Origin of the sequence: Haematobacter massiliensis (genome assembly GCF_000740795.1) — a bacterium.
Lineage (GTDB): Bacteria > Pseudomonadota > Alphaproteobacteria > Rhodobacterales > Rhodobacteraceae > Haematobacter > Haematobacter massiliensis.
Window position 1 is genome coordinate 575,563 of sequence record NZ_JGYG01000001.1, and the last position, 17,698, is coordinate 593,260.

Sequence of the window (17,698 nt, forward strand, 5' to 3'; positions counted from 1 at the left end):
TTCTGCATCTAGAGCAAGAGCGGCGAAGGAAAAGGCGCTGTCCGCCGCTTGCTTCACCGCAGAGGCCCGCAACCCGCGCAGAGGAGCATCACCACCCTGTCGGGATGCTCCGCGAAACGACGACCGTCGCCACATTCGCGCCCGCCATGATCATCCCTCGCGCCTGACGGGGCTGGCCGACGCGGGCGACGCCGCTATCTCTCAGGCATGCGGGGCAACTCTCTCCTTACCTTTACCGATGCCGGGATATTCTGCCCCGAGGGCGGCTTCCACATAGACCCCTGGCGGCCGGTGGACCGTGCCGTGATCACCCATGCCCATTCGGACCATGCCCGGGGCGGCAGCAACCGTTACCTTGCCACGCCGCTCACCGCGCCCATTCTGCGCTACCGGCTTGGCGACGTTCGGGTCGAGCCGCTGCCTTACGGGGAGCGGCGGCAGATCGGCGGGGTAACGCTTTCCTTCCATCCGGCCGGACATGTCCCAGGCTCCGCACAGGTGCGGATTGAGCGGGGCGGAGAGGTCTGGGTGGTATCGGGCGACTACAAGACCGAGCCTGACGGCCTCTCGGAGCCGTTCGAGCCGGTGCCCTGCGATACCTTCATCTCCGAATGCACGTTCGGCCTGCCGATCTTTTCCTGGCAGCCGCAGGCGGAGATCATGGGCGCGGTGAACGACTGGTGGCGGGCGAATGCCGCCGCCGGTCGGTTTTCCGTCATCGGAGCCTATTCGCTGGGAAAGGCCCAGCGGATCCTCGCCTCCGTCGACAATGGAATCGGCCCCCTGCTCACCCATGGCGCCATCGAGGGCACGACCGAGGCGCTGCGGGCGGCGGGTGTTTCCCTGCCCGACACGGTCCGCGTGACGCCGGAGACCGATCTCCGGGCGCTGCCGGGGGGGCTGGTGGTGGCGCCGCCCTCTGCGCTGGCCTCGCCCTGGGTGCGGCGTTTTGGCGCGGCGGAGACGGCGCTCGCCTCCGGCTGGATGGCACTGCGCGGCGTGCGGCGGAACCGTGGCGTGCAGCGGGGCTTCGTGCTGTCCGACCATGCCGATTGGGCGGGGCTGAACAGCGCGATCCGGGCGACCGGGGCGGAGAAGGTCTTCGTCACCCACGGCTATACCCAGCCCTTCCGCAGATGGCTTGCCGAGGAGGGTTTCGACGCGGGTATCGTCGAGACCCGTTACGAAGGCGACGAAGCCGGCGACGAGGTGGTCGAATGAAGCGGTTCGCCGCCCTTTTCGCCGCACTGGACCGCACGACCAAGACGGGCGCCAAGGTGACGGCGCTGGCGGACTATTTCCGCACCGCCGATGACGCGGACAGACTCTGGACCATCGCGCTCCTGTCCGGCCGCCGTCCGAAGCGCGCGGTGAATGCCACGCGGCTGGCCGAATGGGCGTCGGAGGCTGCCGGGCTGCCCTTCTGGCTTTTCGAGGAAAGCTACGCGATGGTCGGCGATCTTGCCGAGACGATCGCCCTGCTGCTCCCGCCCCCCGAAGGCGCGGAAGACCTGCCGCTTTCCGACTGGATCGCGCGGTTGCGGGACATGGCGCTCCTGGATGAACCCGCGCGCAAGCAGGTGATCCTCGACAGCTGGAACCGGCTGGGCGGCGAGGAGCGTTTCATCTTCAACAAGCTCATCACAGGCGGCTTCCGCATGGGCGTGAGTCAGGGGCTGATGACCCGCGCGCTGGCTCAGGCAACCGGGATGGAGGAAGCCACGCTCGCCCATCGGCTGATGGGCGGCTGGACGCCGGACAACACCACCTTCGCGCGTCTCGTGCTTGAACCCGACCCGGAGGCGGACCTCTCGCGGCCCTATCCGTTCTGCCTCGCCTCGCCGCTGGAGGGAGAGGCAGTGGCCTTGGGACCGCCGGCGGATTGGATCGCGGAATGGAAATGGGATGGTATCCGGGGTCAACTCATCCGGCGCGGAGGCACGCATTTCCTCTGGTCCCGGGGGGAGGAGCTGGTCACCGACCGCTTCCCGGAGCTTGCCCGCGCGCTCGACTTCCTGCCCGATGGGACCGTGATCGACGGGGAGATACTCGCGTGGGAGGGGGAGGCCCCGCTCCCCTTCTCCGCTCTTCAGACGCGTATCGGGCGCAAGACCCTTTCCCGCAAGGTGCTCAGCGACGCGCCCGTGGTGCTGCTGGCCTATGACCTGCTCGAAGCGGAGGGGGTGGACATCCGGGACACGCCGCTCGCGGAACGCCGGGCCCGGCTGGAGGCACTCATCGGGGCTATGCCACCGGACCTGCCGCTCAACCTCTCGCCGCTTCTGGACTTCACCGATTGGGAGAGCCTGCCCGCGCAGCGGGACCGCTCCCGGATGATCGGGGCGGAGGGGCTGATGCTGAAACGGCTCGCCTCTCCCTACACCGGCGGGCGGAAGCGGGGAGACTGGTGGAAGTGGAAGGTTGACCCCATGACCGTCGATGCGGTGATGATCTATGCCCAGGCCGGACATGGACGGCGCGCGACGCTCTATACCGACTTCACCTTCGCGGTGCGCGACGGCAATGACCTCGTCCCCTTCACCAAGGCGTATTCCGGCCTGACGGATACGGAGTTCCGCAAGATCAGCCAATGGGTCCGCAGCCATACGCTCGAACGCTTCGGCCCGGTCAGGCGTGTGCCGCCCGAACTCGTGTTCGAGATCGGCTTCGAGGGCATCCAGCCCTCCCCCCGCCACAAATCCGGCATCGCGCTCCGCTTTCCCCGGATGCTCCGCTGGCGCCACGACAAGCCCGTCTCGGAGATCGACACGCTCGACACACTCCGCGCCTTGCTTGCGGAGGCGGAAGCCCGGCCCGCACCGCCGGAGTAGCGGCCCCGAGCCTTGCAGAGCATCTGACCCCCGACAGGATCGTCGAGAGCCTCTGGCAGACCTCATGCCCGCGCGGCGGAGGACGGCGATCATCACCCGCTGTCAGAGGCGATAGCCGCCTGACACGGTAAGAACCTCACCGGTAATGAACCCGGCCTCCTCACTCACCAAAAAGCGAACGGCGCGGGCGATGTCCCGTGCCTCGCCTATCCGGCCGAGGGCGGTCTCTCCGACAAAAAGCGCCGTCAATTCCGCGGAACGGGGTTGTTCGGGCGTGTTGACGGCACCCGGGGCGACTGCATTCACCCGAATCCCCCTGCCGCCCAGTTCCTTCGCCATCGCACGCGTCCAGAGGTTCAGCGCGGCCTTGCTCGCCCCATAGGTGGACGCATCGCGCGGCGGCAGCACCGCGTTCACCGAGGATATGTTGACGATCGCAGAGCCCGGCTTCAGATGCGGCAGGGCCGCCGCGAGCAGAGCCTGCGGCGCAAGCAGGTTTACCGCGAGAATGTCCATTGCCGACACTGCATCGAAGCTCTCCTTCGGGGAAGGACGAACGACACCCGCATTGTTGACGATGATATCCAAGCGCCCCAGCTGCGCCATCACTTCTGCAACCACTTTAACAGCTGCATCGGGCCTGGCGAGGTCAGCGCGAATGGCGACGATATCAGGGGAAAGGCTCTCGGGCGCGGTTGTCCGCCAGGTAATGACGACCTTGTGGTCCCGTCGCAGATGCTCGGCTATGGCCCTGCCTATGCCGCGGGAACCTCCGGTTACCAAAGCCACCTTGAGCATGAATATCCTCTGCGTGCCCCGCAGGGTGAAGCCGCGCCCTTCAGCCCGCTGATCGTTGCGAGAATGAAGCGCCTTGTATGGTTCCGCAAGAGCCGCCCGGCCGTCCCCACCCCTTGCCGCGCCACCGTGAGGCGCTGCTACAGCTTGCACTCTCCGGCCGCCCGCACCAGTTTATGCCCAAAAGGAGACTTGCCATGGCCCTGCCCCTCCCCCGACCCGTTTACGATACCGCCTCCGGCGCAGCCGCGTTCGGCGATCTGCCGGAATGGGACCTGACCGACCTCTACACCGCCCCGGACGCGCCGAAGCTCAAGCAGGACATGGACTGGCTTGAGGCCGAATGCGCCGATTTCGCCGCCGTCTATCAGGGGCGTCTGGCCGATCTGGACGCGGCGGAGCTGCTGGAAGTCGTCCGCCGTTATGAGCGGATCGACACGGTGGCCGGGCGGGTCATGTCCTATGCCGGGCTGCGCTACTATCAGAACACCATGGACAGCGCGCGCGCCAAGTTCCTCTCTGACTGTCAGGACAGGATCACATCCTTCACCACGCCGCTGGTCTTCTTCTCGCTCGAACTGAACCGGATCGACGATGCGGCGCTGGAAGCGCGCTTTGCCGAGAACGCCGATCTCGCCCGTTACAAGCCGATCTTCGAGCGGATCCGCGCCATGCGCCCCTACCAGCTTTCCGACGAGCTGGAGACTTTCCTGCACGACCAGTCAGCCGTCGGGGCAGCCGCCTGGAACCGGCTGTTCGATGAGACGACCGCCGGGCTGGAGTTTACCGTCAAGGGCGAAACGCTCAATCTTGAAGCCACGCTCAACCTGCTGACCGACACCGACCGCGCGACGCGCGAAGCGGCAGCGCGGGAGCTGGCGCGGGTATTCGGCCAGAACATCAAGCTCTTCTCCCGCGTGCACAACACGCTGGCCAAGGAGAAGGAGATCGAGGACCGCTGGCGCAAGATGCCTACTGCCCAGACCGCCCGCCACCTGTCCAACCAGGTGGAGCCGGAAGTGGTGGAGGCGCTGCGGAACGCCGTGGTCGCGGCCTATCCGAAGCTCTCGCATCGCTACTACCGGCTGAAGGCGAAGTGGATGGGTCTTGATCATCTGGAGATCTGGGACAGGAATGCCCCTCTGCCGCTCGATGCGCCGATACCGGTGGATTGGGCGACGGCGAAGAAGACCGTGCTTGACGCCTATTCCGACTTCTCCCCCAAAATGGCTGAAATCGCGGAGCCGTTCTTCGACAAGGGCTGGATCGACGCCGGCGTGAAGCCCGGTAAGGCGCCCGGTGCCTTCGCCCATCCGACCGTCGCCGAAGTACATCCCTATGTCATGCTGAACTACCTCGGCAAACCCCGGGATGTGATGACACTCGCCCATGAACTGGGCCACGGCGTGCATCAGGTTCTGGCCGCAGAACAGGGGGAGCTTCTGTCCTCCACCCCGCTGACGCTGGCGGAAACGGCGAGCGTGTTCGGGGAGATGCTGACCTTCCGCAAACTGCTGGCGGAGGCGAAGACGCCGGAGGAGAAGAAGACCCTCCTCGCCGGCAAGGTGGAGGACATGATCAACACCGTCGTCCGGCAGATCGCGTTCTATGACTTCGAATGCAAGCTGCATGCCGCACGGCGGGAGGGCGAACTCACGCCAGAGGACATCAATGCGCTCTGGATGTCCGTGCAGGCCGAAAGTCTTGGCGACGCTTTCCGTTTCATGGACGGTTACGAGACCTACTGGACATACATATCGCACTTCGTGCACTCGCCGTTCTACGTCTATGCCTATGCCTTTGGCGACGGGTTGGTGAATGCGCTTTATGCGGTCTACGAAGAAGGCGATCCCTCGTTCCAGGACAAGTATTTCGCGCTGCTGAAGGCCGGCGGGTCCAAGCATCACAAGGAGCTTCTCGCGCCCTTCGGGCTGGACGCGACCGATCCGGCCTTCTGGGACAAGGGCCTGTCGATGATCTCCGGTTTCATAGATGAGCTGAAAGCCATGGAAGACCGGTCCGAAGACTGAGTTTCTTCATGTAAGAGGGGCGGCCGTGGGAGGCCGCCCCTTCAAAATGGACTTTCAGTCGTCAGACGCCCTGCGGTCAGATGGGACGGACGGGTTTGTCCTTCGTATCCCTCATCGCCGCCATATCGCTGGAATCCACGACATCGGCGCTCCGGGTTTTCAGGTCGGTGCGGGCGTCCTCGATCTCCACTTCGGTGTGGCGCACCTTGTCGGTCACGGTCTCCGTGTGATCCTCCTGATGACGGCGAAGGGCGATCTCCTCCGTCACGCGAGCTTCCTTGCTGATCACCGCTTCTTCCCTGTGTTCCTCCGCCTCGATCACACGTTCGCGGAACAGATCCTCGCCCGCCTTCACGGCTCTATCCACGGGATGGCGATCGATCTCCACGTGATCGCTGTGCAGAGTGACCTCCTCCGAGACCGGTGTCTCCACCACATAGGAGCGGACCCGAACCCGGCCGAGGTTCACGTCCCGCTTGCCGACGCGGAGTTGCTCCTCGACAATCGGAATGATCTCGTCGGTGGCGCGATATTCTTCCACATCCTCGTCGGAATAGGTGCGCGCAGCGTTGTAAGCCGCCGCCGTCGGAGCGCCGCCGACGCTCCCACCCATCTGGCCGGAAGCGGCAGGCTGAGAGGCGGCCATCTGCTGGGTCGCCGTATCGCTGCGGGTGCTGCTCATCGCGGCGGCGGCAGTTGCTGCGGCACCCGTCGCAGCGACGGTGGCCGCTCCGGTCGCGGATTCGCCACGCCAGCCCTGTTCTCGCCACTCGCCCGCCCGAACATCGAGATCAATGGCGCCCTCATCCTCGAGTATGTCGAGCACGTCGTCATGCTTCTCATCGGGCACATTGCTCACCGCTACCAGATAGCCGCCGCGGCGAAGCCCCTCCGCATAGGTCTCCCGCTCATCATCCGGGAAGAAAAAGTCTGAGATGCTCTCCCAGAAGCCGCGATCCTCATAATCGGAAGACGCGCGACCGACATATTCCTCACCGCCCGTGATACGGATGGAGGTTTCGGGCAGACCCAGAGCGTTGAGCGCGTCGCGCGCCCGGTCTGCCTCCGCCTTGCTGTCGAAAAATGCCGTCAAGTTCCGGTTTCCATAGTCGGCCATGATATGGTCCTCTCTCATGGATGAAGCCTCGGGCGATCTGCCGCTTCGGACGATCTCCGCCCGCTGACGCCTTAGCGTCACGGGCACGGAAACGGCCTCGCGCCTTTGGCGCTGGATCAGATGTATCTCTTCCTTAAGTACCAGCCGCCTCTGGACGACCAGACGTTCCTCAACCACCGGAATGATGGTGACGCCATCCTCGACACGTGTGTCGGGGACCGCCTCAACCTCCCGGTTGATCGCAACACGCTTTACCTCCAGCTCAGTGGAGACCAGTTCCACTTCTGCAGTCTCGACGACGGTTTCGGTACGAAGATGAACGCTTACCCGCCCCGTCACGGCATCTCTCACGGAGATCGAGACGTGCTCTTGGGCAAGCGGCAGTATCAACTCCTCATCGCGCATCTCATACCCCCCGCGATCGGGTATGAAACGCCGCTTAAGCGGCGATGTTCCTGCTTATCGCGGAAAGGTCACATCCTGCGATGGGAAGCCATCCCGCCATTGCCGTGGCGGCGAGAACGACATATTCGGTCGTTAAGCCGCCATGCGAGGACGCTTCCGTGCCTGAACGCCCCTCCTCTCTCGCCCCCTTCCGTCACAGGACGTTTCGGATGCTTTGGATGGCCACGCTGCTCTCCAATCTCGGCGGGCTGATACAGGGCGTGGGCGCGGGCTGGATGATGACCACGCTGACCACGTCGACGGGTCTCGTTGCCCTGGTTCAGGCCTCCACCACGCTGCCGATCATGCTGTTCTCCATCCCGGCGGGTGCACTGGCCGATACGCTTGACCGGCGGCGGATCATGCTGTTTGCGCAGTCGTTCATGCTGCTCGTGTCCATCGGACTGGCGCTCACCGCTTTTGCGGGGCTGCTGACGCCCTGGACGCTTCTGGCGTTCACCTTCATGATCGGGGTGGGAACGGCGCTTCACAACCCGTCGTGGCAATCCTCCATGGGCGACATCGTCCCGCGGCAGGATCTGGCACAGGCCGTGTCGCTGAACTCCATGGGCTTCAACCTGATGCGGAGCGTCGGCCCGGCCATCGGGGGTATCATCGTTGCGACAGCAGGCGCGGCCATGGCCTTCGCGCTGAACGCGCTCAGCTATGTCTCGCTCATCTTCGCCCTCTGGCGCTGGAAGCCGGACCCCAAGCCCGCGCCGCTCGCGCGGGAGCCGTTGGGAAGGGCCATCGGTTCTGGCCTGCGCTATGTCTCCATGTCGCCGCATCTGCTGAAAGTGATGCTGCGGGCCTTCTGCTTCGGCTTCTCCGCAGTTTCCATCCTCGCACTGCTTCCTGTCGTGTCGCAGCGGCTGCTGAACGGCACCGCGCTGACCTATGGTTTGCTGCTTGGCTGTTTCGGGTTGGGCGCGATCGGCGGGGCGTTCTCCAATTCGAGGATGCGGGAGGTGCTGTCGAACGAGAATGTGGCCCGCTGCGGCTTTCTCGCGGTGGCGATCACCACTGCCATGCTCGCGGTCAGCCGGGATCTGTGGCTGAGTTGCCTGTTCCTTCTGCTTGGCGGCGCGGGATGGGTTCTGGCCCTGTCGCTCTTCAACGTGACGGTGCAGCTTTCCACGCCACGCTGGGTCGTGGGTCGGGCGCTTGCCTTCTATCAGACCTTCACCTTCGGAGGCATGGCGATCGGGAGCTGGGTCTGGGGCATGATCGCCGAGGAATATGGGGTGGATACCTCGCTGCTCGCGGCGTCCATCACGCTCGTCCTCGGCATGGCGCTCGGGCTGGCCTGGAGCTTGCCAGCCTTTGGTACCGTCAATCTCGACCCCCTGGACCGCTTCAACGAACCGGCGCTGCGGCTTGACATCAAACAGCGGAGCGGGCCGCTGATGATCATGGTCGATTACGTCATCCGCCCGGAGGACACGGACGATTTCCTTGCCGCGATGAGCGAGCGTCGCCGCATCCGCATCCGGGACGGCGCCCGCCAATGGGCACTTCTGCGTGACCTCGAGCAGCCCGATCTCTGGACGGAAAGCTATCATGTGCCGACATGGATGGACTATCTCCGCCATAACCAGCGCCGTACCGTTGGGGATTACGAGATCACCAAGCGGCTCCGCATGCTTCATTCCGGCGATGCGCCGCCCCGCGTTCATCGAATGATCGAGCGCCAGACCGTGCCCCCCCATGACGATCTGCCGCTGAAACCGATCAGCGAAAGCGTTCACTAGCTCTGGCGAGAGCGCCAAAGAGCACTATACCTCCCCCCGTGTCCCATGCGTTACCTGGTCGCGTACGGGAAGGGTGCGACTTGCACCGGAATGCCCGGCGAGAAGGGATCGATGATGACGGATATGCCGCGACGCTGGCACCTAAGGGCCGCTACTCATGCCTCGCATGACGCGGTGGACAGGGTCGTCGGGGGCGTGGATACCCTCGCCGGGTACGGGGATTACGTGCTGGCGCTCCATCGCTTCAGGGCGGTGGTGGAGACGGCGCTGAAGGGGATTGTGCTGCCGGAGGGGCTTCGCGGCTGGCAACCTGCCAGCGTGGCCCCGGCCCTTCTCTCTGACATGGGCGATCTTGACCTCGCACCATTGCCCCCCTTGTCAGGCGGCCCCCTGCTCGATGCGCGGGGTGAGACCGCTTATGGTACGCTTTATGTTCTGGAAGGCGCGACGCTTGGCGCGCAGGTGCTTCTGCGGCGGGCACAGAAACTTGGCCTGACGAGCCAGCACGGCGCCCGGCATCTCGCCCTTCAGGCAGGGCGCGTGCCTCAGTGGCGAGAGTTCCTCACCCGGCTTGAGGCCGAGAGCGACTTCGATCTGGGTCTGGCCGCGACCGCGAGCAGCGCCTGCTTCGCCCTCGCCCAGAACGCCTTCGGAAAGACTGAGTGATGCAGGGAGAATTCCAGCTCGATCTGACAACCTGCGACCGGGAGCCGATCCACATTCCCGGTGCCATCCAACAGCATGGCTGTCTTCTTGCGCTGAACGGCGATCTCACGGTGGTGCACCGTCTCTCCGCCAATGCGGCGGCAATGCTGCAGGCGCCCGACCTCCGCCGTGGCTCCTCGACCGCGGATGTTCTGGGACGCGCGACCCTTCACCGGCTCCGCAACGCTCTCCTGCTGGCCATTGACCGCCCCGCCCTGCTCTTCGCGGTGGCGGCACGGGAAGATGGGCCGCTGTTCGACATCGCCATCCATCGCTCAGGCGATGAGATCGTGGTGGAGTTCGAGCCTGCCGAGGAAGGGGGCGGCGCACCGCTGGAGATCAGCCGCACGCTGATGGCCCGCATCCGCCGCATTGATCAGGAATCTGTCCTGCTCCAGCAGGCTGTCCGGCTGGTCCGTGGTACGACGGGATATGACCGGGTGATGGCCTATGCGTTTCAGGAGGACGGCTCCGGCAAGGTGATCGCCGAGACGAAACGGAATGATCTGGAAAGCTTCCTCGGCCAGTATTTCCCGGCCGCCGACATTCCCATACAGGCCCGCGCGCTCTACCTGCGCAACACCATCCGCATCATATCCGATTCATCAGATCACCGCGTAGCGCTTCTGCCGGAGGTTGATGACGACGGCCGCAAGCTCGATCTGTCGCAGGCCCATCTGCGCGCGGTCTCGCCCATCCACTGCGAATACCTGCGCAACATGGGGGTCGGCGCGTCCATGTCGATCTCCATCGTGTTGGATGGTCGCCTCTGGGGGCTGATCGCCTGCCACCATTACGACAGCCGTGTCCTGCCGATGTCGCTCCGCGTGTCGATGGAGATGTTCGGCGAATTCCTCTCGCTCCAGCTCAGTTCCCTCCAGCGGCAGGAGAAGCTGGAGCTCGCGCGCGAGGTGCGGGCGACGGTGGACCGGCTGACCTACCTCGGCAGCACCACCCCGCCGGATCGGGTGCTGGTCCGCAGCCTTCCGGAGCTTGCGCAGGTGCTCAATGCCGACGGCGCCGCCCTGCTGATCGACGGGCTCTGGACCGAAACCGGCACCACTCCCCCACCGGGCGCGGCGCGCGGCATCGTGGCTGATTTGCGGGATGTGGCGCAGGGTCGGGTTTGGTCCACCAATGCGCTGTCTTCGGTCCTGCCCGAAGCGGCGGAATATCACGCTGCCGCCTCCGGGGTGCTCATCATCCCGCTGTCGCAATTGCCGCGCGATTACATGTTCTTCTTCCGCAAGGAGATCATCCAGTCGCTCGACTGGGCAGGAGACCCGAACAAGACCTATACTACCGGCCCCCATGGCGACCGGCTGACGCCCCGCCGCAGCTTCGCCATCTGGAAGGAGACCGTCTATCAGCAGTCTCGCCCCTGGACCGTGCAGGAAATAGATGCGGCAGAATCGATCCGCAGCGCGATTACGGAAATCCTTCTCCGACACAGCGAGCTGCTGGCCGATGAGCGCGACCGCGCTGCGCTGAGGCAACGGGTGCTGAACGATGAGCTGAACCACCGGGTGAAGAACGTGCTGGCGCTCATAAAGTCGCTGATTGGCCAGCCCGTCGCCGACGGCGGAAATCTGCGGGAGTATGTCGAAGACCTTCGCGGACGCATTCAGGCGCTCGCCTATGCCCATGATCAGGTGATCCGCGGCGAAGATGGCGGAATGCTGGATGATCTCATGCGGGCGGAACTCGGCCCCTACCTCGGTCATGCGGTCACACTTTCCGGGGAGCCGGTTCACCTTGACGTACGCGCCTTCCCGGTCCTCGCGCTTGTGCTCCACGAAATGGCAACCAATGCGGCCAAATACGGCGCCTTGTCGGAGCCTGAGGGAAGGCTGCTCGTCGACTGGCAACGCCGCGCCGACGGAGCGGTGGAAATCACCTGGACGGAAAGCGACGGACCGGAGGTCGTTGAGCCGAAGCGTGACGGCTTTGGCTCGACCCTCATCACCCGCTCCATCCCGCATGATCTGGACGGCGAGGCGGAGGTGACTTTCGCGCCGGAGGGATTGCGCGCCCGTTTCCTGATCCCTGCGCACATGTTACGCCGAGCGAGCACCACGCCGCAGCCGTGGAGGACGCAGCAACGGAGGAAGCCATGTCCTTGCCCAAACCGGAGTCTGATGCAGACGCACCCGCGCGTGACCTGAACATCCTTCTGGTCGAGGATCAGGTGCTGATCGCGATGGATGTCGAGGCGATGCTGGGCGATCTTGGCTACGACAACGTGTCAGCGGCCCGCGCATCGGGAGAGGCGCTGTCGATGATAGACCGCGCGGCGCCCGATCTCGCGGTTCTGGACGTGAACCTTGGGCGGGACACGTCCTTCCCCGTGGCGGAGGAGCTGATCCGGCGCGGGATCCCGTTCGTCTTTGCCACCGGCTACGGGGACAGCTCCATCATACCCTCGGTCTTCGAGAACATACCCGTGGTGCAGAAGCCCTATGAGGCGGAAATGATCCTGGCCGCGCTCGGCAAGGAACAGGCAAGGTTGGCGGGCAAGGTCTGATCCTGCCCGCCAGGGTCACGGCGCGGGTTACTGATCCGCGCCGCCGACATTGGTGCCTGTCGTATCGGCAGGCAGACCCTGCGTCCGCTCTATTTCCCGCCAGCGGGCGACGTTGCGGTTGTGCTCCTGCAACGTCGTGGCAAAAGCGTGCCCGCCCGTGCCATCCGCAACGAAGAAGAGGTAATCCGTCTGTTCGGGGTTCAGCGCCGCCTCGATCGACAGCCGGCCCGGATTGGCGATGGGCGTCGGCGGCAGCCCGGCGATGACATAGGTGTTGTATGGCGTGGGTCTTCGCAGTTCACTCTGCCTCAGACCCCGGCCGAGCGCGCCTTTCCCTTCAGTCACGCCATAGATAACCGTCGGGTCGGTCTGGAGCCGCATCCCCTGTTCGAGACGGTTGACGAACACGCTGGCGACACGGCGGCGCTCTTCGGGCACGGCGGTCTCCTTCTCCACGATGGAAGCCATGACGAGAGCCTCCTCCGGCGTCGTGTAGGGCAGACCTTCGGCACGGTTCGCCCAGAGGTCTGCCAGTGTGGCCGCCTGCCGGTTCTCCATCTGACCGATGAGCTGCGCCCGGTTGCCGCCGCGGGTCACCTCATAGCTGTCGGGCGAAAGCGACCCCTCCGCCGGAACCGTGCTCACCTCGCCCGAGAGGAACTCAGCGCGCTTCAGCGCCTCGATCACCTGCCAGCTTGTGACACCCTCGGCCAGCGTCACGCGGTAGCGCACGTCCTGCCCCTGAGCGAGATCGACATATTGCGGCGGGGCAGCTTCCGTCGCTGGGTCGAACTTCACGACTTCCACGTAACGGTTGGTGGTCGGATCAAGCTCCCGCACCACGGTATCGGCGACAAGCACGCCAATGCGGTAGTTGATCTCCGTCCCGCAGGTGCTCTGGCCGGCCTGCGTGAGGCTCTGGAGAATGGCCTCCATCGGCGCGCCCGGCGGGATGAGGTAGGAGCCGAACTTCAGGTTGCCCGACTGCTCCCGGTAATTCGCGCCGATGCGAAAGATGGCCGCATGGGAAATCGCCCCCTGGTCTGCCAGCCGTTCGGCGACACCGCTCATGGAAGCGCCGCGGGGCACCTGAAAGCAGATTGCCTGCGTGAGCGGCCCCTGTCCGGTGAACTCCCGCTTGCCCCAGGCCACGACCCCCGCCACCGCCGCCAGAAGCACGATGAACAGCGTCAGTGCGTTGGAGGCGATGTTGCGCCACATCAGTCGGCCACCCGGCCGATCACCAGCGACGCATTGGTGCCGCCGAAGCCGAAGGAGTTGGAAAGGGCCACGTCGATCTTGCGCTTCACAGCCTTGTTCGGCGCGAGGTCGAGCTTCGGCTCCACCGCCGGGTTGTCCAGATTGATCGTCGGGGGCGCCACCTGATCACGGATCGCCAGGATGCAGAAGATCGCCTCCACCGATCCGGCCGCGCCCAGCAGGTGGCCGATCGACGATTTGGTGGAGGACATGGTGGCCGAGGCCGCCGCATCGCCCATCAGCCGCTCCACCGCGCCGAGTTCGATCGTGTCGGCCATGGTCGAGGTGCCGTGCGCGTTGATATAGTCGATATCCTTCGGCTCCAGACCCGCGCGGTTCAGCGCGGCCTTCATCGACCGGAAGCCGCCGTCGCCATCCTCCGACGGTGCGGTGATGTGATAGGCGTCTCCGGACAGGCCATAGCCCAGCACTTCGGCGTAGATCTTCGCGCCGCGCGCCTTGGCGTGCTCATATTCCTCCAGCACGACGATTCCCGCGCCCTCGCCCATGACGAAACCGTCACGATCCGCGTCATAGGGACGGGAGGCGGATTTGGGATCGTCGGCCCGCTTGGTGGACAGCGCCTTGCAGGCGTTGAAGCCCGCGATGCCGATCTGGCAGATCGCGGCCTCGGCCCCGCCCGCGACCATCACATCCGCATCGCCCAGCATGATGAGCCGCGCCGCATCGCCGATGGCATGGGCGCCGGTGGAGCAGGCGGTAACGACGGAATGGTTCGGTCCCTTGAAGCCGAAGCGGATCGACACCTGCCCCGACACGAGGTTGATGAGCGCGCCCGGAATGAAGAAGGGCGACACGCGGCGCGGACCCTTTTCCTTGATGAGCACGGCCGTATCGGCGATGGAATTCAGCCCGCCGATGCCGGAGCCGATCATCACGCCGGTCCGCTCCTTGTCCTCCTCCGTCGCCGGCTCCCAGCCGCTGTCGCGGATCGCCTGCGTGGCGGCGGCCATGCCGTAGAGGATAAAGGTATCGACCTTGCGCTGCTCCTTCGGCTCCATCCAGTCGTCAGGGTTGAAGGTGCCATCCGTGCCGTCGCCATAGGGTACTTCGCAGGCATAGGTGGTGGCGAGGCCCGTCGTGTCGAACCGGGTGATGGGGCCTGCCCCCGATTCCCCCGCCAACAGCCGGGACCAGGTTTCCTCCACTCCCGACGCCAGCGGTGTGACCAGTCCGAGACCTGTGACAACGACCCTGCGCATGCTCGTTCCTCCTGCCTTCTCCGGCGGTTTTCTGGGTGCCGCTCTTACACGCGGGGGCCGCGTCGTGCAATCTCCGGGGCGTGTTTCAGCCCGCGGCCCCGGGGTCACGGGCGACGAGCATGGGCGCGGTCAGGTCCGAAAGCCGTGTCTTCTGACGTCCGTCCGCTGAGAAGTTCCCGGGATCAAGCCAGGCGGCATGGGCCGCGCGGATAGCGGGCCAGTCCTTGTCGATGATGGCGAACCAGGCCGTATCGCGGTTGCGGCCCTTGGTGATGGTCGCCTGGCGGAACGTCCCCTCATAGCTGAAACCCAGCCGGGCCGCCGCCCGGCGGGACGGCAGGTTGAAGCTGTCGCATTTCCACTCCATCCGCCGGTAGCCCGCATCGAAGGCCCAGCCGATCATCAGCGACAGCGCCTCCGTCGCCGCGCGCCGCCCCTGCAACGCAGGGGAGAGGTTGATGTGCCCGATCTCGATGGTGCCTACATCCGGCGTGATACGCAGGAAGCTCGCCACACCGGCGGGAGTGCTTTCCCGGTCAAGGTCGCGGATGGCGAAGAAGAATGGATCCTCCAGCCCCGAGACATCGCGAACCCAGTTTCCATACGCCTCCGCCGTGGCAAAAGGTCCATAGGGCAGGTAATCCCAGATCGCGTCATCAGCGCCGTTCGCCGCGTGGAGCGAGGCCGCATGGGCATCCTCGTCCAGCCGCTCAAGCCGTACGTATCGACCAGCCAGTGGCATCGCCTCCGGCTTCCGGGCGGCAGTCCAGTCGGCGACGGGCTCTCCAAAGCGCTTGGTCATGTCGTTCCTCAGACAAATTGTTCACGGATAAGCCGCTCTTCCAGCCCGTGGCCGGGATCGAACAGGATGCGGTGTCGCACGGCCGGGTCGGAGCGGACCGAAACCCAGAGCACATCGCGCACCGAGCGTCCGTCGCTGTCGGCCATGACCGGGCGCTTCTGCGGTTCCAGCACATCGAAGCGGACGGTGGCGGTACGGGGCAGCAAGGCGCCCCGCCAGCGGCGCGGCCGGAACGCCGCCATGGGCGTCAGCGCCAGCACGGCCGAGCCGATGGGCAGGATCGGCCCATGCGCGGAGTAGTTGTAAGCGGTGGAGCCCGCCGGCGTCGCGACAAGCGCGCCGTCACAGATCAGCTCCTCCATGCGCACCTTGCCGTCCACCGTGATTCGCAGCTTGGCCGCCTGCGGGCCGGCGCGGAGCAGCGACACCTCATTGATGGCCAGCGCCTCATGGATGCGGCCCGCGGCATCCTCCGCCGTCATGGCGAGGGGATTTATGACCTCCTCCTCCGCATCGGCGAGACGGCGGGTGAGCCCCATCTCCGCGAATTCGTTCATCAGGAAACCGACGGTGCCGCAATTCATGCCATAGACCGGCACGGAGAGATGCTGCGTGCCGTGCAGCGTCTGGAGCATGAATCCGTCTCCCCCGAGCGCCACGATCACATCAGCAGCCTCGACCGGGGCATCTCCATAGCGCGCGATCAACCGCGCCCGCGCATCCTGCGCGAGATCGGAAGTCGAAGCGAGGAAGGCGATCCGCCTTTTGTCCGTCATTCTGTCCCCCTGCCCCGCTGTCTTCGCCTGCCCGCAACCCATTGGCAAGCAGCTCGGGCGGAGAAGCGGCGCATTACCGCTTTCGGCGCGCAGAGGCTTGCGTTAAAAGCGCCCATCTTTCAGCACCCGCAGGGAGTGGCACCCATGACCGCAGCGATCCGCGACAGCGGCTTCTTCACCGAACAACTCGAAGCGCGCGATCCTGAGATCTTCGGCGCGATCGGCAAGGAGCTTGGTCGGCAGCGGGAGGAGATCGAACTGATCGCCTCCGAGAACATCGTCTCGCTCGCCGTGCTCGAAGCGCAGGGTTCGGTGCTGACCAACAAATATGCCGAGGGCTATCCGGGCAAGCGCTACTACGGCGGCTGCCAGTATGTGGACATCGTGGAAACGCTGGCCATCGAACGGGCCAAGGAGCTGTTCGGCGCGAAATTCGCCAACGTGCAGCCGAACTCCGGCAGCCAGATGAACCAGGCGGTGTTCCTCGCACTGCTACAGCCGGGCGACACCTTCATGGGCCTTGACCTGAACTCGGGCGGGCACCTGACTCATGGATCGCCGGTCAACATGTCGGGCAAGTGGTTCAACGTCGTCTCCTACGGCGTACGCAAGCAGGACCAGCTTCTGGACATGGAGGCGATCCGCGCCTCTGCACATGAGACGAAGCCGAAGCTGATCGTCGCGGGCGGCACCGCCTATTCCCGCATCTGGGACTGGGCCGAGTTCCGCAAGATCGCGGATGAAGTCGGCGCCTATCTGATGGTCGACATGGCCCATATCGCCGGGCTGGTCGCCGGGGGCGAGCATCCCTCGCCCGTGCCGCATGCGCATGTCGTGACCACCACGACCCACAAATCCCTGCGTGGTCCGCGCGGCGGGATGATCCTCACGAATGACGAGGATATCGCGAAGAAGATCAACTCGGCCGTTTTCCCCGGACTTCAGGGCGGCCCGCTCATGCATGTGATCGCAGCGAAGGCGGTGGCCCTCGGCGAAGCGCTGCGCCCCGAGTTCAAGACCTACGCCGCGCAGATCGTGAAGAACGCGAAGGCCATGGCGGACGAGCTTCAGAAGGGCGGGATCGACATCGTCTCCGGCGGCACGGACAACCACCTGATGCTGGCCGACCTGCGTCCGAAATCCGTGACCGGCAAGGCGGCGGAAGCAGCCCTTGGCCGCGCCCACATCACCTGCAACAAGAACGGCGTGCCGTTTGACCCGGAGAAGCCCTTCGTGACCTCCGGCGTGCGTCTGGGCACGCCCGCGGGCACTACGCGCGGCTTTGCCGAGGAGGAGTTCCGCCAGATCGCGCGCTGGATCGTCGAGGTGACTGACGGGCTGTCAGCGAACGGCGACGCGGGCAACGCGGATGTGGAGGCCAAGGTGAAGGCGGAAGTCGCCGCGCTCTGCGGACGTTTCCCGCTCTATCCGACGCTCTGA

At 65.2% G+C, this 17,698-nt stretch carries 14 protein-coding genes; 8 read left to right on the forward strand and 6 right to left on the reverse strand.

What is annotated here, in order from left to right; all coding sequences use genetic code 11:
• The first annotated feature begins 207 nt into the window (after positions 1 to 207).
• Both CN97_RS02810 and CN97_RS02815 read left to right on the forward strand, forming a co-directional pair.
• On the forward strand, positions 208 to 1,221 hold the full coding sequence (locus CN97_RS02810) for a ligase-associated DNA damage response exonuclease (RefSeq protein ID WP_035706620.1): 1,014 nt from the start codon (positions 208 to 210) through the stop codon (positions 1,219 to 1,221).
• Positions 1,218 to 2,831 (forward strand): ATP-dependent DNA ligase, encoded by a 1,614-nt coding sequence (locus tag CN97_RS02815; RefSeq protein WP_035706628.1) that lies wholly within the window; start codon positions 1,218 to 1,220, stop codon positions 2,829 to 2,831. Before CN97_RS02810 ends, CN97_RS02815 begins: the two co-directional genes overlap by 4 nt.
• A gap of 102 nt (positions 2,832 to 2,933) precedes the next feature.
• Here the strand turns inward: CN97_RS02815 and CN97_RS02820 are convergent, their stop codons facing one another.
• On the reverse strand, positions 2,934 to 3,629 hold the full coding sequence (locus CN97_RS02820; RefSeq protein ID WP_035706630.1) for an SDR family NAD(P)-dependent oxidoreductase: 696 nt from the start codon (positions 3,627 to 3,629) through the stop codon (positions 2,934 to 2,936).
• Positions 3,630 to 3,823: 194 nt separating this feature from the next.
• Here CN97_RS02820 and CN97_RS02825 point away from each other — a divergent pair, with 194 nt between their 5' ends.
• Entirely contained in the window at positions 3,824 to 5,656 is a 1,833-nt protein-coding gene (locus tag CN97_RS02825) for a M3 family oligoendopeptidase (RefSeq protein WP_035706632.1), read from the forward strand.
• Between the two features lie 76 nt (positions 5,657 to 5,732).
• On the opposite strand, the gene CN97_RS02830 is transcribed toward CN97_RS02825, so the two are convergent.
• On the reverse strand, positions 5,733 to 7,178 hold the full coding sequence (locus tag CN97_RS02830) for a YsnF/AvaK domain-containing protein (protein ID WP_051910911.1): 1,446 nt from the start codon (positions 7,176 to 7,178) through the stop codon (positions 5,733 to 5,735).
• Between the two features lie 158 nt (positions 7,179 to 7,336).
• On the opposite strand from CN97_RS02830, the gene CN97_RS02835 reads away from it, so the two are divergent.
• The 4 genes from CN97_RS02835 to CN97_RS21080 all read left to right on the forward strand — a co-directional run bounded on the left by CN97_RS02835 (position 7,337) and on the right by CN97_RS21080 (position 12,197).
• Positions 7,337 to 8,968 carry an MFS transporter gene (locus CN97_RS02835; RefSeq protein WP_035707066.1) on the forward strand — a complete coding sequence of 544 codons (1,632 nt, stop codon included), beginning with the start codon at positions 7,337 to 7,339 and terminating at the stop codon, positions 8,966 to 8,968.
• 114 nt (positions 8,969 to 9,082) lie between these two features.
• Positions 9,083 to 9,634, forward strand: coding sequence for a biliverdin-producing heme oxygenase (locus CN97_RS19715; RefSeq protein WP_140418214.1), 552 nt, complete (start codon positions 9,083 to 9,085; stop codon positions 9,632 to 9,634).
• On the forward strand, positions 9,634 to 11,838 hold the full coding sequence (locus CN97_RS02845) for an HWE histidine kinase domain-containing protein (RefSeq protein WP_211253654.1): 2,205 nt from the start codon (positions 9,634 to 9,636) through the stop codon (positions 11,836 to 11,838). Before CN97_RS19715 ends, CN97_RS02845 begins: the two co-directional genes overlap by 1 nt.
• Positions 11,787 to 12,197, forward strand: coding sequence for a response regulator (locus CN97_RS21080; protein WP_211253655.1), 411 nt, complete (start codon positions 11,787 to 11,789; stop codon positions 12,195 to 12,197). Before CN97_RS02845 ends, CN97_RS21080 begins: the two co-directional genes overlap by 52 nt.
• 27 nt (positions 12,198 to 12,224) lie before the next feature.
• Here CN97_RS21080 and mltG read toward each other — a convergent pair whose 3' ends face one another.
• The 4 genes from mltG to CN97_RS02865 form a co-directional block, all read right to left on the reverse strand.
• A complete protein-coding gene (mltG, locus tag CN97_RS02850; RefSeq protein ID WP_051910913.1) occupies positions 12,225 to 13,418 on the reverse strand; it encodes an endolytic transglycosylase MltG in 1,194 nt (397 codons plus the stop codon).
• Entirely contained in the window at positions 13,418 to 14,680 is a 1,263-nt protein-coding gene (gene fabF / locus CN97_RS02855; RefSeq protein WP_035706634.1) for a beta-ketoacyl-ACP synthase II, read from the reverse strand. Before fabF ends, mltG begins: the two co-directional genes overlap by 1 nt.
• Before the next feature lie 85 nt (positions 14,681 to 14,765).
• Positions 14,766 to 15,482 carry a GNAT family N-acetyltransferase gene (locus CN97_RS02860; protein ID WP_035706639.1) on the reverse strand — a complete coding sequence of 239 codons (717 nt, stop codon included), beginning with the start codon at positions 15,480 to 15,482 and terminating at the stop codon, positions 14,766 to 14,768.
• Positions 15,483 to 15,490: 8 nt separating this feature from the next.
• Complete coding sequence (locus tag CN97_RS02865) at positions 15,491 to 16,258, reverse strand: NAD kinase (protein WP_035706641.1); 768 nt, start codon at positions 16,256 to 16,258, stop codon at positions 15,491 to 15,493.
• A gap of 144 nt (positions 16,259 to 16,402) precedes the next feature.
• Here CN97_RS02865 and glyA point away from each other — a divergent pair, with 144 nt between their 5' ends.
• Positions 16,403 to 17,698 (forward strand): serine hydroxymethyltransferase, encoded by a 1,296-nt coding sequence (gene glyA, locus CN97_RS02870; RefSeq protein ID WP_035706644.1) that lies wholly within the window; start codon positions 16,403 to 16,405, stop codon positions 17,696 to 17,698.

Bases quoted from the DNA above. Each gene is read 5' to 3' on its own strand.
- CN97_RS02810 (WP_035706620.1), top strand. From the start codon at position 208: ATGCGGGGCAACTCTCTCCTTACCTTTACCGATGCCGGGATATTCTGC.
- CN97_RS02815 (WP_035706628.1), top strand. From the start codon at position 1,218: ATGAAGCGGTTCGCCGCCCTTTTCGCCGCACTGGACCGCACGACCAAG.
- CN97_RS02820 (WP_035706630.1), bottom strand. From the start codon at position 3,629: ATGCTCAAGGTGGCTTTGGTAACCGGAGGTTCCCGCGGCATAGGCAGG.
- CN97_RS02825 (WP_035706632.1), top strand. From the start codon at position 3,824: ATGGCCCTGCCCCTCCCCCGACCCGTTTACGATACCGCCTCCGGCGCA.
- CN97_RS02830 (WP_051910911.1), bottom strand. From the start codon at position 7,178: ATGCGCGATGAGGAGTTGATACTGCCGCTTGCCCAAGAGCACGTCTCG.
- CN97_RS19715 (WP_140418214.1), top strand. From the start codon at position 9,083: ATGACGGATATGCCGCGACGCTGGCACCTAAGGGCCGCTACTCATGCC.
- CN97_RS02845 (WP_211253654.1), top strand. From the start codon at position 9,634: ATGCAGGGAGAATTCCAGCTCGATCTGACAACCTGCGACCGGGAGCCG.
- CN97_RS21080 (WP_211253655.1), top strand. From the start codon at position 11,787: ATGTCCTTGCCCAAACCGGAGTCTGATGCAGACGCACCCGCGCGTGAC.
- mltG (WP_051910913.1), bottom strand. From the start codon at position 13,418: ATGTGGCGCAACATCGCCTCCAACGCACTGACGCTGTTCATCGTGCTT.
- fabF (WP_035706634.1), bottom strand. From the start codon at position 14,680: ATGCGCAGGGTCGTTGTCACAGGTCTCGGACTGGTCACACCGCTGGCG.
- CN97_RS02860 (WP_035706639.1), bottom strand. From the start codon at position 15,482: ATGACCAAGCGCTTTGGAGAGCCCGTCGCCGACTGGACTGCCGCCCGG.
- CN97_RS02865 (WP_035706641.1), bottom strand. From the start codon at position 16,258: ATGACGGACAAAAGGCGGATCGCCTTCCTCGCTTCGACTTCCGATCTC.
- glyA (WP_035706644.1), top strand. From the start codon at position 16,403: ATGACCGCAGCGATCCGCGACAGCGGCTTCTTCACCGAACAACTCGAA.